General features: G+C 32.3%; 15 protein-coding genes and 2 tRNA genes. 10 read left to right on the top strand and 7 right to left on the bottom strand.

Features of this window, described 5'->3' with window-relative positions:
- Nucleotide 1: 1 nt before the first annotated feature.
- On the bottom strand, nt 2-664 hold the full coding sequence (locus LX95_RS10145; RefSeq protein WP_111541332.1) for a DUF4290 domain-containing protein: 663 nt from the start codon (nt 662-664) through the stop codon (nt 2-4).
- 114 nt (nt 665-778) lie between these two features.
- Nucleotides 779-1072, bottom strand: coding sequence for a DUF493 family protein (locus LX95_RS10140; RefSeq protein ID WP_111541451.1), 294 nt, complete (start codon nt 1070-1072; stop codon nt 779-781).
- Nucleotides 1073-1139: 67 nt separating this feature from the next.
- On the opposite strand from LX95_RS10140, the gene LX95_RS10135 reads away from it, so the two are divergent.
- The 5 genes from LX95_RS10135 to LX95_RS10115 all read left to right on the top strand — a co-directional run bounded on the left by LX95_RS10135 (nt 1140) and on the right by LX95_RS10115 (nt 5657).
- Nucleotides 1140-1685 (top strand): AAA family ATPase, encoded by a 546-nt coding sequence (locus LX95_RS10135; protein WP_111541331.1) that lies wholly within the window; start codon nt 1140-1142, stop codon nt 1683-1685.
- Nucleotides 1686-1688: 3 nt separating this feature from the next.
- A complete protein-coding gene (locus LX95_RS10130) occupies nt 1689-3590 on the top strand; it encodes a RecQ family ATP-dependent DNA helicase (protein WP_111541330.1) in 1902 nt (633 codons plus the stop codon).
- Nucleotides 3587-4534, top strand: coding sequence for a methionyl-tRNA formyltransferase (gene fmt / locus LX95_RS10125; RefSeq protein ID WP_111541329.1), 948 nt, complete (start codon nt 3587-3589; stop codon nt 4532-4534). The genes LX95_RS10130 and fmt overlap by 4 nt, the downstream gene beginning before the upstream one ends.
- A gap of 182 nt (nt 4535-4716) precedes the next feature.
- Nucleotides 4717-4989, top strand: a complete 273-nt coding sequence (locus LX95_RS10120) for an HU family DNA-binding protein (RefSeq protein WP_111541328.1) — start codon at nt 4717-4719, stop codon at nt 4987-4989.
- Between the two features lie 107 nt (nt 4990-5096).
- Complete coding sequence (locus LX95_RS10115; RefSeq protein ID WP_111541327.1) at nt 5097-5657, top strand: YqgE/AlgH family protein; 561 nt, start codon at nt 5097-5099, stop codon at nt 5655-5657.
- Here LX95_RS10115 and LX95_RS10110 read toward each other — a convergent pair.
- Nucleotides 5654-6499, bottom strand: a complete 846-nt coding sequence (locus LX95_RS10110) for an aminotransferase class IV (protein WP_111541326.1) — start codon at nt 6497-6499, stop codon at nt 5654-5656. The genes LX95_RS10115 and LX95_RS10110 overlap by 4 nt on opposite strands.
- A gap of 58 nt (nt 6500-6557) precedes the next feature.
- The gene (locus tag LX95_RS10105) at nt 6558-6956 is read right to left on the bottom strand and encodes an START-like domain-containing protein (RefSeq protein WP_111541325.1); all 399 of its coding nucleotides are present in this window, start codon (nt 6954-6956) and stop codon (nt 6558-6560) included.
- A gap of 127 nt (nt 6957-7083) precedes the next feature.
- On the opposite strand from LX95_RS10105, the gene LX95_RS10100 reads away from it, so the two are divergent.
- The 3 genes from LX95_RS10100 to LX95_RS10090 all read left to right on the top strand — a co-directional run bounded on the left by LX95_RS10100 (nt 7084) and on the right by LX95_RS10090 (nt 9202).
- Nucleotides 7084-7157: transfer RNA gene (locus tag LX95_RS10100), tRNA-Met, on the top strand.
- 370 nt (nt 7158-7527) lie between these two features.
- Nucleotides 7528-8418 carry a DUF2971 domain-containing protein gene (locus tag LX95_RS10095; RefSeq protein ID WP_111541324.1) on the top strand — a complete coding sequence of 297 codons (891 nt, stop codon included), beginning with the start codon at nt 7528-7530 and terminating at the stop codon, nt 8416-8418.
- 13 nt (nt 8419-8431) lie between these two features.
- Complete coding sequence (locus LX95_RS10090) at nt 8432-9202, top strand: hypothetical protein (RefSeq protein ID WP_111541323.1); 771 nt, start codon at nt 8432-8434, stop codon at nt 9200-9202.
- Nucleotides 9203-9425: 223 nt separating this feature from the next.
- Here LX95_RS10090 and hisS read toward each other — a convergent pair whose 3' ends face one another.
- A complete protein-coding gene (gene hisS, locus LX95_RS10085) occupies nt 9426-10796 on the bottom strand; it encodes a histidine--tRNA ligase (protein WP_111541450.1) in 1371 nt (456 codons plus the stop codon).
- Between the two features lie 99 nt (nt 10797-10895).
- Here hisS and LX95_RS10080 point away from each other — a divergent pair, with 99 nt between their 5' ends.
- Nucleotides 10896-12137 (top strand): ABC transporter permease, encoded by a 1242-nt coding sequence (locus LX95_RS10080; protein ID WP_111541322.1) that lies wholly within the window; start codon nt 10896-10898, stop codon nt 12135-12137.
- 11 nt (nt 12138-12148) lie between these two features.
- Here the strand turns inward: LX95_RS10080 and LX95_RS10075 are convergent, their stop codons facing one another.
- Entirely contained in the window at nt 12149-12625 is a 477-nt protein-coding gene (locus LX95_RS10075; RefSeq protein WP_111541321.1) for a DUF6495 family protein, read from the bottom strand.
- A gap of 85 nt (nt 12626-12710) precedes the next feature.
- Nucleotides 12711-14111 carry a dipeptidase gene (locus tag LX95_RS10070; RefSeq protein ID WP_111541320.1) on the bottom strand — a complete coding sequence of 467 codons (1401 nt, stop codon included), beginning with the start codon at nt 14109-14111 and terminating at the stop codon, nt 12711-12713.
- Nucleotides 14112-14260: 149 nt separating this feature from the next.
- Between LX95_RS10070 and LX95_RS10065 the strand changes: the two genes are divergently transcribed.
- Nucleotides 14261-14342 (top strand) — tRNA-Leu (locus LX95_RS10065).
- Nucleotides 14343-14446 lie beyond the last annotated feature (104 nt).

The following is a 14446-nucleotide window of genomic DNA, read 5'->3' as shown; positions in this document are numbered from 1 at the left end:
ATTAGTAGCGCTTACGGCTACGGTTACGATGATTTTTTTTATGTGTAGATTTTGCAGAAGTAGATGATGGTTTACTGTAACGTTTGCTGTTACTACCTCGAATAAGATCTGAGGCTTCAGTAAGGTCTTCTTCTTTTTTATTCAAATTAATTTTACCATCACTTAATTCAAATAAATGATCAAAAATTACCTTATCGTCCACCGTATCTCGGTTCCAATTAAGGTAACATTTTTTCATATGATTAGCGATATTAAATACAAGCGCCTCTTTTAAATCTCCTTCTTCCCACTTTAAAGCAGCGTCGATCATCGTCTTGATATTATTTCCGTAAAAACGATATTTAGGATAATTTTGAGGGTATGCCAATGGAGAAGGTGCTTCTTGAAGTTTTTCTCTAGAAGGCTTAGGATATGGAGAATCTACATTTAGCTTAAAATCACTAATAATAAAAAGCTGATCCCATAGTTTATGCTGAAAATCTGGCACATCGCGCAAATGTGGGTTTAAGTTTCCCATCACAGCAATGATAGATTTAGCTACTTCGTTTCTTTCTTTATCATCTTCTATGCTTATCGCATGTTCTACCATTTTTTGAATATGTCTGCCATATTCTGGAATAAAAAGTTTACTCCTTTCTGAGTTGTATTCTAAATCGTATATCAAAATTGAAAATTATATAGGTATAAATATTGTTGAAGCTGTAGTGTCTAGCTTATAACGCTTGCAAAATAACAAATAATTAGCTACTACCTTATACTTTTAAGAAAAAAAATAAATTTATAGAGAAATTACTCCTTCTACCTTTTCTCCTACTTCTATATATTTTTCTATAACCGTATCTGGACTTTTCATTTTAACGTTAATAGAAACGCTTGTATAAGTACCCTTAGAAGATTCTTTTGTAGTTATAACAGCTCCCATATTATCAAAAATGTTTTCTATTTCGGCTATTTTTTTTGGACTAGAAGGCACGATAAATTTATATAAATATTCACTAGGCCATTGGGCTGTTTCTTCTAATTTAACTTTTAATTTTTTATAAAAGTCATCACGCTCTTTATTTGAACTCATAAATTTTATATCTTTTAAAAACAAAGATACTTCATTCATTTTTTTAAATTGCCAAAAAAAAGAATTCATGGCTAAGGCTCAAAAAATATTAATTATTGGTGGTCCTGCAACAGGAAAATCATCAATCATAACTCTTTTAGAACAAATGGGTTACCATTGTCTTCAAGAAATATCAAGAGAAATCACCCTAAAGGCTCAAGAGGAAGGTACGCAACAACTTTTTTTAACTGAACCTTTGCGTTTTAGCGAATTACTCTTAGAAGGCAGAATTAAACAACACCAAGAAGCCAATTTTACTAATGCTAATTATGTTTTTATAGATCGAGGAATTCCAGATATTACCGCTTATTTAGATTATAAGGAGGATAAATACCCTTCAAAATTTGAAAAAGCTAACTTAGAATATACTTACGATCAGGTTTTTTTACTTCCTATTTGGGATGATATCTATGTTTCAGATAACGAACGCTATGAAAGCTTAGAGGAGGCAAAAAAAATTCAGCAACAGCTTGTTAGTACCTATACTCAATTAGGTTATAATTTAATTGAAGTCCCTAAAGATTCCGTTGAAAAGCGTGTAGAGTTTATTTTAAAACATTCTAAAACTGAGTAATTAATGCAAACCCCTGAAGACATATTACAGAGTTATTGGGGTTTTTCTAGCTTTAAACCTGCACAAAAACAAATTATAAATCACGTATTAACGGGAAATAATTGCTTAGCCTTATTACCTACAGGAGGTGGTAAGTCTATTTGTTTTCAGGTTCCTGCGCTTATAAAAGAAGGGATTTGTATTGTCATTTCTCCACTTATCGCTTTAATGCAAGATCAAGTACAAAACCTTAATTCTAAAGGCATTAAATCTTTAATGCTAAAAAGTGGAACTTCTTACAAAGATCTTGACACGCTATTAGATAATTGTATCTACGGAAACTATAAGTTTCTTTACCTTTCTCCCGAACGCCTACAGCAAGATTTAGTGCAAGAAAGAATTGCAAAGATGAACGTAAATCTAATTGCTGTAGATGAAGCCCATTGCATATCTGAGTGGGGACATGATTTTAGACCTTCTTACCGAAGAGTAAGTATTTTACAAGAAATTCATCCCAACATTCCCGTAATTGCTTTAACAGCAACCGCTACTCAACAGGTACAAAAAGATATTTTAAAAACACTGAATATAGATTCTAAAAATGTTTTTAAATATAGCTTTAAGCGGAATAATATTCAGTTTCTTGTAAAAAATGAAGAAGATAAAACTCATCAACTCCTTACATTTTTAAAAAAGAATACAGGACCGAGTATTATTTACGTAAGAAACAGGAAAGCGACCCTCCAGTTAAAAGAAACCTTACAACAAAATCAAATTTCTGCTGATGCTTATCATGGCGGATTAGAAACCTCTAAGAAAGATCAATTATTAGAAAACTGGCTAAAAGAAGATTTTAAAGTGATGATCGCTACGACAGCTTTTGGAATGGGGATAGATAAAGAAAATGTTCAAAACGTAATTCATTTTCACCTCCCAGAAAGTTTAGAAAGTTTTTTTCAAGAAGCAGGAAGAGCAGGTAGAAATGGAGAAAACGCAACTTCCCTCCTACTCTATAACGACCATGACTTTCTATTGCTCGAAAATCAATTTTTAAAACATATTCCCACTATAAAAAGCGTTAAATTAGTTTATAAAAAATTAAACTCCTACTTCTCAATTGCTTATGGAGAAGGAGAACAAACGGAACACAATTTTAATTTTATTGATTTTTGTAAAAACTATCAACTCCCTACAGCTATTACTTTTAATAGTTTAGAATTATTAGATCGAGTAGGTATTTTAAAACTTACCAAAGAATTTTCTCAAAAAACCTCGCTTCAGTTTTTAATCTCAAGTAAACAGGTTTTTTATTTTTTGGAGAGAAACCCGCAATATGAACAAATTTTAAAAACACTTTTTAGATTAAAAGGTGGTTTTTTTGAACATAAGACTAGTTTTTCAGTTGAAAAACTGAGTGAAAAATCTGAGGTTTCCCCCGACATTATTAAAAGTAGACTAGAACACTTAGCTAAAGAAAAAATAATTGATTTAAGTATCGCTAATCAAGACACCAGCTTAGTATTTTTGGTTCCTAGAGAGGACGACATCACTATAAACCCGATTTCTAAATACATAAAGCAACAATATCAATTAAAAGAAGAAAAAATAAAAGCGGTAACCTCTTTTGTAAGTTCAAATGATCAATGTAAGGTAATCCAATTATTAGCTTACTTTGGTGAAAGCGAATTAGAGGAGTGCGGAAAATGTTCTGTTTGTCTTCAGCGAAAGAAAAAGCAAACAAAAAGAGTTTATAACGATATTTACCAGCAAATTCTAGCTATCTTAAATCAGCAAGACTGTAATTTAAAAGAAATAGTTCCGCAAATTAAAGCTAAAGAAGAAGATACCATTTACATCTTAAGAGCGATGCTCGACAAAAAAATAATTTCAATTAGCAGTAATAATATTATTAAATTAAAAAAATGACACCTTTACGTATTCTTTTTATGGGAACTCCAGAGTTCGCCGTAACCATTTTAGATAAAATTATTCAAGAAAATTATACTGTTGTAGGTGTAGTTACCGCTCCAGACAAACCAGCTGGTAGAGGTCAAAAATTAAGAAAATCTGCTGTTAAGCTTTTTGCCGAAGAAAAAGGTATAGAAGTATTACAACCTACCAATTTAAAGTCTGATGATTTTCAAGAAGATTTAAATCGGCTACAGCCAAATCTAAATATTGTAGTTGCTTTTAGGATGCTTCCTAAAAAGGTTTGGAACTTCCCTACCCACGGTACATTTAATTTACATGCTTCTCTGCTTCCTCAATATAGAGGTGCTGCTCCCATTAATTGGGCTATCATTAATGGTGAAACTACTACTGGAGTGACCACTTTTTTTATTGATGAAAAGATTGATACGGGATCGGTAATTTTGAGTAAAGAGCTAGATATAGACGAAAAAGACAACGCAGGAACTCTTCATGATAAATTAATGCACGAGGGAGCGAATTTAGTCGTAGAAACCTTACAAATCATTGAAAGTGGAAATGTAGAATTAAAAAAGCAAAATGAGTCTGCAGACTTAAAAACAGCCTATAAGTTGGTCAATGAAAACACCAAAATAAATTGGACTAAATCTACCAAAGAGATTTACAATCATATAAGAGGTTTAAGTCCTTACCCTGTGGCTTGGACACAATTAGAAAATGGAGAAGAAGTATTGCGATGTAAAATTCAACAGGCAGGCTATACTTTAGAAAAACACAATTTAGAGTTAGGAAAAATTTCTCTTGTAGAAAAACAGCTTCTCATTGCCACTATAGACGGTTTTATCAAAATAGAAGAATTGCAACTTCCAGGAAAAAGAAAAATGAAAACAAAAGACCTGTTGAATGGCTACCAATTTATGGAAAATGCAAAAATGCTGTGAAGCCCTGAAAAGACTAGGATTGCATAAATTTCCACAAAAACAAGCTAGATTTATCAACAATTAACCAAAGTTATTAACAATCTAATGCATTTCCCCTGCTATTACTTGCATGAAAGGTAAAAGCGTATAAATTTGTAGTGACGAATACATGTTTAACCAACAATTAGTTTAAAACAAAAATTATGAACAAAACAAATTTAATTGATTCTATGGCAGAAGATGCTGGAATCTCTAAAGCAGCTGCTAAAAAAGCATTAGAATCTTTCTTAGAAAACGTAGAAGGATCTTTGAAAAAAGGAGACAGAGTATCTCTAGTAGGATTTGGATCTTGGTCAGTTTCTAAAAGAGCTGCTCGTGAAGGAAGAAACCCTCAAACTGGAAAGACAATTAAAATTGCTGCAAAAAATGTAGTTAAATTTAAGGCAGGTTCAGATTTACAGAAGTCTGTAAACTAAGAAATCTTTATAGATAAATTAAAAGACCCTTTTATAGGGTCTTTTTTTGTTGAAAATTTTGCTCTTCTAAAAATTTTAAATTATTTTTAAGTAAATAACTTTACACTTTGACAGAACTAAAACCAAAAAAAGGCATCTTAATGGTTGCCGAGCCATCTATTATCGGAGACATTTCTTTTAACCGTTCTGTGATTCTTTTAGCAGATCATAGTGAAGAAGGATCTATCGGTTTTATTTTAAATAAAGCTTTAGAGCATAACCTTAGTGAACTTATTCCAGATATAAAGAAAGATTTTCTAGTTTATAATGGAGGTCCTGTAGAACAAGACAATTTATATTTTATACATAAAGTCCCTAGCTTAATTCCAGATAGTATAGAGATTGCTGAAGGAATATATTGGGGAGGAAATTTTGAGGCTGTAAAAAAGTTAATTGAGAAAGACCTAATTACCGAAAAAGAAATTAAGTTTTTCTTAGGCTATTCTGGTTGGGATACGAATCAACTAGAAGAAGAATTAGCAGCCAAAGCTTGGATTTTAATCAATCAATATACTCAAGAAGACGTTCTAGAAAAGAGTTATAATAACTTCTGGAAAGAGAAACTGGAAGAATTGGGAGGCGAATACCTTATTTGGTCTAATGCTCCAGAAAACCCTAGTTATAACTAACCTAAACGTGCATGCGTATTTAGTTTTGCTCGTAAATTATTCGCTTTCGCGGAAACATACTCTTTCTTTCTATACTTTGTAATCGACTGAATACCTACAATACTATTGGTAATAAATATTTCATCGGCTTTTTGGAGTTCGAAAGGAGAAATGCTTTCTTCTTTTAAATCCCAATCTTCAAGTTTACCAATAATTGATATCAGGTTTTTTCTTATAATTCCGTTAAGGCAACCATCAGACAAAGGCGGCGTTTTTATCACATCTCCTTTCACTAAAAAGATATTTCCGTTAAGCGCTTCTACTACAGATTTTTTCTCATTGAGCAGTAAACAATTATCATATCCGTTTTCTTCGGCAAAAATGCTTCCTAAAACATTTATAATCCTGTTGTTGCTTTTAAGAGTAGAAAGCAATCCACTATTTACATAATGATCTTTAAACAATTCTACTTCGTGTGCCGACTCATTTTCTATGTAAAATGGAGACTGCAAAGAGCTAACTGTAATAAGATAACCAATCTCTCGCTGCTGCGGAAGATATAAACCACCTGGAAGACGATGAACGTTTATCTTAACCCGTGCAGAGTCGTTTTCTAAATGATTTTCTTTTACACAATTAAGAATTTCTTCTTCTAAGAATTCTGGAGAAAAAGACATGGGAATCTCCATACGCAAAATTCGCATAGAAGCCATTAAACGAAAGTAATGGTCTTCCCAGAACATGATTTTACCATTAATTACTCGTAAAGTTTCAAAAAGCGCATCACCATACTGGTAACCTCTATTATCTATAGATAAGCTTGCCTCTTTTGGCGATACTATTTTTCCGTTATAATTAATCATAAAAAAGCCTCAATTTTGTGTAAAATTGAGGCAAATATACTTTAAATAAAATGATTTTTTAAACCGATCCTACGACATGTTTTAAATCTGAAACCATATTATCCCACAACATTTTTCCTTCTTTAATTTCATCTTCGTCATCTTCAGCATAATCGGTAATCATTAAAGAAACATCTTTGGTGATTTCATCTACCTGTATACGCATTTCAAAGAAATAGCTTTCTCCTTCTTCCTCATCGGCAAGCCATCTTAATTTAATACGCTCACCACTTTTTTTACTTAATAATTTGGCTTTTTCTTCGCTTCCTTCCCAGATAAAAGTAAAGACTTCTCCTCTAGAGTTAACGTTATCTGCAAACCATTCACTTAACCCAGAAGGGGTCGATATATATTGATATAATAACGATGGTGAGACCTGTATAGGAAACTCCATCTCGTATTTAACTTTTGTACTCATAAACCTATTATTTGTTGAAAGGCAATATATATATTCTTTCCTAAATAGAAAGCTAAATATTAATTTTTTATTTTTTGAAAACTTATTTGTTCGATAAGTAAATAATACTATATTTGCACCCGCAAACGGCGAGGTAGCTCAGTTGGTTAGAGCGTCGGATTCATAACCCGGAGGTCCCGAGTTCAAATCTCGGTCTCGCTACATAGACTACAAAAACCCCTGTACTTACGGGGGTTTTTCAGTTTTTACCTTAATTACTGGTTCATATTTGGTTCAATCTATTTTTAGCTACTTTTTAAGACGGCTAAAAAAATGGAAACTTCTCAAAAAACCACTTCACAAAAACTCCTCTACTTTTTTTAGTAACACAAATAATAATAACTTATCTTATTGATAATCAGATCTTTTGTTATACCTAAACGTTAATTAAAACGTTTTGTATTTAATACTCCTTGCACAGTGTTAAATGGACTTAATATAGCTATCAAAATAGTTTTCTGTGAATAAGATGTCTATAACTTTTTAAAAAAGTTTTATATGGAAGCGTTATATTTATGAGAAATAAAAATTTATGAATGACAATAAACAAGAGTCTTATATTTATGTGGGACCTAAAGGTCAAAGATATGCGACCATTCCACCGATTGAAATAAATGAAATACCAGAAAAATTATACCACTACACCTCTTACGATTCTGTTTTTAACATAATAAACTCGAAAAAGTTATGGATTACACAAATAAATTTTCTCAACGATGAATCTGAATTTAAATATGCAGGTGATATTGGAAGAAGGTATTTAATTAAACTTCTTAAATCCAGTTTAGGAAATGATGAGAAATATGTTTACGAAAAGCTTTTAGAAAATACCGTTTTTGACCACTCCAACAATTGTTTTGTATTTTCATTGTCTGAGGAAAAAGATCTTTTAAGTCAATGGAGAGGCTACTGTAAAGATAGTGGTGTTTCAATGGGATTTAATTATACCGAATTATTAAACATCTCAAATGAACAACAGTTTAAAATCTATCCCTGTATTTATTCTTTGGAAGATCAAGAGAAAGCAATTAAGAGAATTATCGATGATATAACTCAACTATATAAAAAAAATAAATTTGACATACACAATCATAATTTTTTTTGGCAGGTTTTCAATTCAATGTTCTCAATACTCGCAAAATGCATTAAACATCCCTCTTTTAAGGAAGAGAAAGAATGGAGATTAATAGGTGGTCCTTTTAAAATTAGTGATCAAAAATGTAATTATCGTCCGACAAAAAATATGCTAATACCTTACTATGAGTTTGATTTATCTAGTTCTGAAACTTTAGGTTTGGATGAGTTTGTTATTGGGCCCAATAAACATTTGCACAGAGCTAGAGAGTCATTCAGTCTATTTGGACATAGAAATAAGTATAGATGGAATGTAAAAACTACAGAAATACCTTTTTTGCCGGAATAAAAAATTGTAAATAATGAAAAGCGACGAATTAATATTTTTACATTATAAAAAAAATTTCAATTTAAATATTGGAAAACGGACTGGAAATTATGAAAATTTTGAGGAAAAAAAATTAATTTTTTCTGATTTGATACTAAATCAATGTTCACTATTGGTTAGTAATGTTATTGAATTACACGAAAAAAATCAAAGAAACGGGGTTAAATGGTTACAATCTTGTTTAATTACAAGGTTTTTATTTGAATCAGTCGCTAATTTTTCAATTTTAAAAAATACAAACGACCAAGACTTGACAAACGAAAGATGGAGGAAATGGTTATACTTAAGAGATCTCCAAATTTATGAAAACAATACGTACGGAATAAGTCTAAATAATCTGCCTGAGAAAACACTAAAGAGAATAAAAAAAAATAAAGCTGATACTTATAGATCCTATCATAACAGAGATAAAAATGATAAGAAAAATTTACAAGAATATATAAAATTAGAAAATGAACATTTTAGCTTTGATGATCCCTGGGGATTGACAATGTTCCAAAAAATGCAATATATAGATCTAAGTGATTCCTCTGTTTTCTTATCTAGATGGAGAATGTACTCACAAATTGCACATGCTAGTTCTTTTTCCTTTTGGCCAATGTGGATTGATCCAGTACCTGTTACTGATGCTGTTCAATGCATATCTATTTTATTTAAAACGGCATATAAAGAGTTAAATATAGAATTTGATACAAATAATTTTACAGATTCATTATTTGATTTGATATTTAATTCAAACTCGTGACTACCAATCTTCCTGTATTTCCTTACGTAGAAGTATTATAGTTCTCTATATCAGCATACAAGATTATGACATCGTTCTAGCTGAAATTAAAACATTCTTTTCTTTACCATAAATCACGCTATATTTTTATTGATGTTCAAATTATTATTTAACCCAGTTAGAACACAGCAGCTTTAACCACATTAAAAAAATCCCGAACACTTGTTCGGGATTTTTTTTAAGATTATTTGATTGTCTTTAGCATTTCTTCTAGAGTCACGGTAGATTGCTCTCCAGATACCATATTTTTCAAAGTAAACGTTTCTTCTTCCATTTCTTTGGTTCCTGCTAAAACTACAAAAGGAATGTTTCGTTTATTAGCGTGATTCATTTGTTTTTTCATTTTAGCAGCATCAGGATACATTTCGGCAGCGACATTTTGGTTTCTTAATTCTCTTACCGCTTTCATTGCGTATAGCGCTTCTTTTTCTCCAAAATTGATAAAAATGATTTGTGTATTTGCTTCCGCGGAAGCTGGAAATAAACCAAGTTCTTCTAACACCAAATAAATTCTATCTAAGCCAAACGAAATACCAACTCCACTTATATTTTTAAGTCCGAATATGCCTGTAAGATCATCATAACGACCTCCACCGCCTATCGATCCCATTTTCACATTTTTGGGAGCAGCAACTTCAAAAATAGCTCCAGTGTAATAATTAAGTCCGCGTGCTAAAGTCACATCTAAATCTAATTTAGCTGTTTTTAAAGGCATCGCTTCGATGGCTCGCTGTATAAACTCTAATTCTTCTATTCCTTTTTTTCCTTCTTCAGAAGAGTTTAAAATAGCTTTTAAGCCTTCAATTTTAGTAGAGAAATCTCCAGTTAGAGTAAATATAGGCGTAATGGTTTTTATCGCTTCCGCGGAAATTCCTTTAGCCTGCATTTCTTTAATGACACCCTCTTCTCCTATTTTATCTAATTTATCTAATGCTACGGTAAAATCGATGAGTTTATCGCTTTCTCCAATCACTTCGGCAAAACCAGAAAGAATTTTTCTATTATTAATTTTTATAGTTACTCCCTCCAAACCTAAAGAAGTAAATACAGCATCATAAAGCTGAACGAATTCTACTTCTTGCCAAAGGCTATCGCTCCCTACTACATCTGCATCACACTGATAAAATTCTCTAAACCTTCCTTTTTGCGGACGGTCTGCACGCCACACAGGCTGTATTTGATAACGTTTAAAGGGAAATTCAATTTCGTTTTGATGTTGTACTACATACCTCGCGAAAGGAACAGTAAGGTCATAACGTAATGCCTTTTCTGAAATTTTCGGAGTAATGGCTTGGCTATTTTTTTCCGCGAAAGCGTCATCATTTACTTTCTTAAGGAAGTCTCCACTATTAAGAATCTTAAAAATAAGTCGGTCTCCTTCTTCTCCATATTTTCCCATTAAAGTATCTGAGTTTTCAAAACTGGGAGTTTCTATAGGCTGAAATCCGAATTTTTGAAATTGAGATTTGATGGTAGAAAAAATATAATTTCTTTTACTAACTTCGACAGGAGAAAAATCTCTTGTTCCTTTGGGTATTGTTGGTTTTTGTGCCATATCAAAATTTAAAGTCACAAAGATAATTAAACAAAAGACATATTTTAAGTAACTTTTAAAGCTTAAAGTCGTCTTATTAACAACGCTTAACCTTAACTCATGTTTTCATTAGTCAAAGAAAATATAAAAATAGCCTTAGATAGCATTAGAACACAGCTGCTTAGAACTATTTTAACCGTTTTAATTATCGCCATTGGTATTACTGCTTTAGTAGGTATTTTAAGCGCTGTAAATGCTTTAGAAAATACAATTACGAGTGATTTTGCTTCTATGGGAGCCAATACTTTTAATTTACAACGTTATGATTTTACGGTGCAAACCAGAGGAAGTGGCGAGGTTCAAAAAATTAATCCCGTAGTTACTTATCGAGATGCTAAAGAATTTAAAGACAATTTTATTTACCCAAATACCAACACCTCTATCTCTTTTACAGGAACTTCTACAGCCGAAATAAGGTACGGAAAAGAAAAAACCGATCCCGAAGTAAGCGTTTTGGGGGTAAATGAATATTTTTTAACCAACTCTGGGTTAGAAGTAGAAACAGGAAGAGATTTTTCTTATTTTGATATTGAAAATAATGTAAGCGTATGCGTAATAGGATCTGATTTAAAAGATGGTATTTTTAAAAATATAGACCCCATAAATAAGACCATTAGTGTACGTGGTGCGAAATTTAAAGTAATTGGAGTTTTAGAAAGCAAGGGTTCGACTTTTGGAAACAATCAAGATTTGCGTGTTTTAATTCCTATTCAAAAAGCACGTACCCTATTTAATTTGGCAAACACCAACTACAATATTAGCGTAAAGGTTGATGATAAGGAGATGATAGAAGGCGCTCAAGATGAAGCTATTATTACTTTTAGAAAAATTAGAAAGCTACAACCTAAAGAAGAGAACAATTTTGGACTTGAACGTAGTGACAGCCTTTTAAATGAAATTTTTAAAATCACTGGCTACCTAGATGCTGCCGCTTGGATCATTTCTATTATCACCATTCTAGGTTCTTCTATAGCGTTAATGAATATTATGTTGGTTTCAGTTACGGAAAGAACACGTGAGATTGGTGTTAGAAAAGCCTTGGGAGCTAAAAAGAATACCATTGCATTTCAGTTTTTTAGCGAAACTATTATTATAGGTCAGCTTGGCGGAATTTTAGGAATTATATTAGGGATGCTAATCGGTTATATTGTGGCTGTAAGTGCCGATTTTGATTTTAGTATTCCTTGGGGGGCAATCATATCGGCAACCGTGATATCGTTATTGATTGCTATTATTTCTGGAGGTTATCCTGCTCTTAAAGCTGCTAAACAGAATCCGATAGAATCTTTACGTTATGAATAATAGAGGCTAAATTAATCTACCTCTATTATTCTTTCAAAATATTGAAAAAGCTCTCCTTTAGTAATATTGGCTCCTTGCTGAATGAGTGCAAAGATGTCTTTATTACGATCTTCTGATATCGCTTTAACTGAATTATAGATCTCTACATCTTCTTTAAGCAAGTTATCTTGTAACCAAGCATAACCTTCTTTGGTAGTGATATTAATCGCATCATTTTTAACTTTTATTCCGATAAGGCGCATTTGAATATCGTCTATATGAAATAAAAACAATTGTTGCTTAGAGATGTGTTCTAAGTAATTAGCCTGATTGAGAACTCCTTCCCAAACCAAATCACTAAATACATCTAACTCATCTTCTGCTAATTGTGGTTTATTTTCTTTTATCTCTGCCCACTCCTCTGCGGTAATGGATTGAGAAGCTAGAAAATTTATAAATTCTGGATGCAACTCATCCAATTGCTCTTTTGTTAACCTTGCGTATTTCATAAACTCTTTTCCTTTTAGGAATTGCAAAAATAAAAAACCGAATGTATTTCTACATTCGGTTATTAAAAATTTTAAGATTAAAATCTTATTTAGTTTCTTCTTGTTTTAATTTTGTAAAATGTTTGTAGAAAAAAGGAATAGTTTCAATTCCTTTAAGATAATTCCAAACTCCAAAATTCTCATTAGGGGAGTGAATGGCATCACTATCTAACCCAAACCCCATTAAAATAGTTTTACTTCCTAATTCTTTTTCAAACATAGAAACAATAGGAATACTCCCACCACTTCTTTGCGGAATTGGATCTTTACCAAAAACTTCCTTATAGGCATCATTAGCAGCTTGATACTCGATTCCTGTAATTGGAGTTACATAACCTTGACCTCCATGGTGAGGTCTTACCTCTACCGTAACTCCGCTTGGAGCAATATTTTCAAAGTGAGTTTTGAACAATTGTGTAATTTCTCTCCAATCTTGGTTGGGAACTAAACGCATAGAAATTTTCGCAAAAGCTTTACTTGGTATTACTGTTTTAGCTCCTTCACCTATATAACCACCCCAAATTCCGTTGACATCTAGGGTAGGACGAATAGAATTTCTTTCATTCGTTACGTATCCTTTTTCGCCATAAACATCATTTAAGTCTAATGCTTCTTTGTACTTCTCTAAATTAAACGGAGCTTCCGCCATCTTAGCGCGCTCTTCCTTAGATAATTCTTCAACCTTATCATAGAATCCTGGAATGGTGATATGGTTATTCTCATCGGTAAGAGAGGCTATCATTTTACTCAACACATTAATAGGGTTAGCTACAGCACCACCGTACAACCCAGAATGTAAATCTCTGTTAGGACCTGTAACTTCTACTTCTACATAACTTAAGCCTCGTAAACCTGTGGTTATAGATGGGACATCTTTAGCGATCATCCCTGTGTCAGAAATTAAAATCACATCGTTTTTAAGCTTTTCTTGATTTCTTTCTATAAACCATCCTAAGTTCTCACTCCCTACTTCTTCTTCTCCTTCAATCATAAACTTTACATTACAAGGCAAGTCATCATTTTGCACCATATACTCTAAAGCTTTTACGTGCATATACATTTGTCCCTTGTCATCACATGCTCCACGAGCAAAAATTGCTCCTTCAGGGTGAATTTCAGTTTTCTTTATTACCGGCTCAAAAGGAGGATTATCCCAAAGCTCAATAGGATCAGCAGGTTGAACATCATAATGTCCATATACTAAAATAGTGGGCAAAGATTCGTCTATGATACGTTCTCCATAAACCACAGGGTAACCTGGAGTTTCACAAATTTCAGTAAGTGTACAACCCGCATTCTTTAGACTTTCTTTAATTGCTTCTGCCGTTTTTATCACATCATCTTTAAAGGCAGGATCTGCACTCACCGATGGTATTTTAAGAATTTGAACTAATTCTTCTATAAACCTTTGCTTATTTTCTTCTACGTATGCTTTACTCCTATTCATTTTCGCTGTTTTTTTTAAAAGATTGCTCAAGATAAGAACTCCAAGATAAAAAAAGAAATTTTTATAATAATCTTTCTTTGAATATTGTAATCTTTGTTTATATTTGCAACCGCTTAGCAGAGAGTCCTAAGTTCTGTTAAGAAAATAATGCGGGCGTGGTGGAATTGGTAGACACGCTAGACTTAGGATCTAGTGCCGCGAGGTGTGAGAGTTCGAGTCTCTCCGCCCGTACTAAAAAACCTTCTCAATTTGAGAAGGTTTTTTTTATGCAAGCTAAACTCTATAATTCTTATTTAGTATAAGCTTCTTAAGCTTAAACCTTTCTTATTTACTGT

Source organism: Mesonia algae, assembly GCF_003253545.1.
Taxonomy (GTDB): Bacteria; Bacteroidota; Bacteroidia; order Flavobacteriales; family Flavobacteriaceae; genus Mesonia; species Mesonia algae.
Note: the sequence above shows the minus strand (reverse complement) of the source record. Positions and strands in the feature narration are given on the sequence as shown.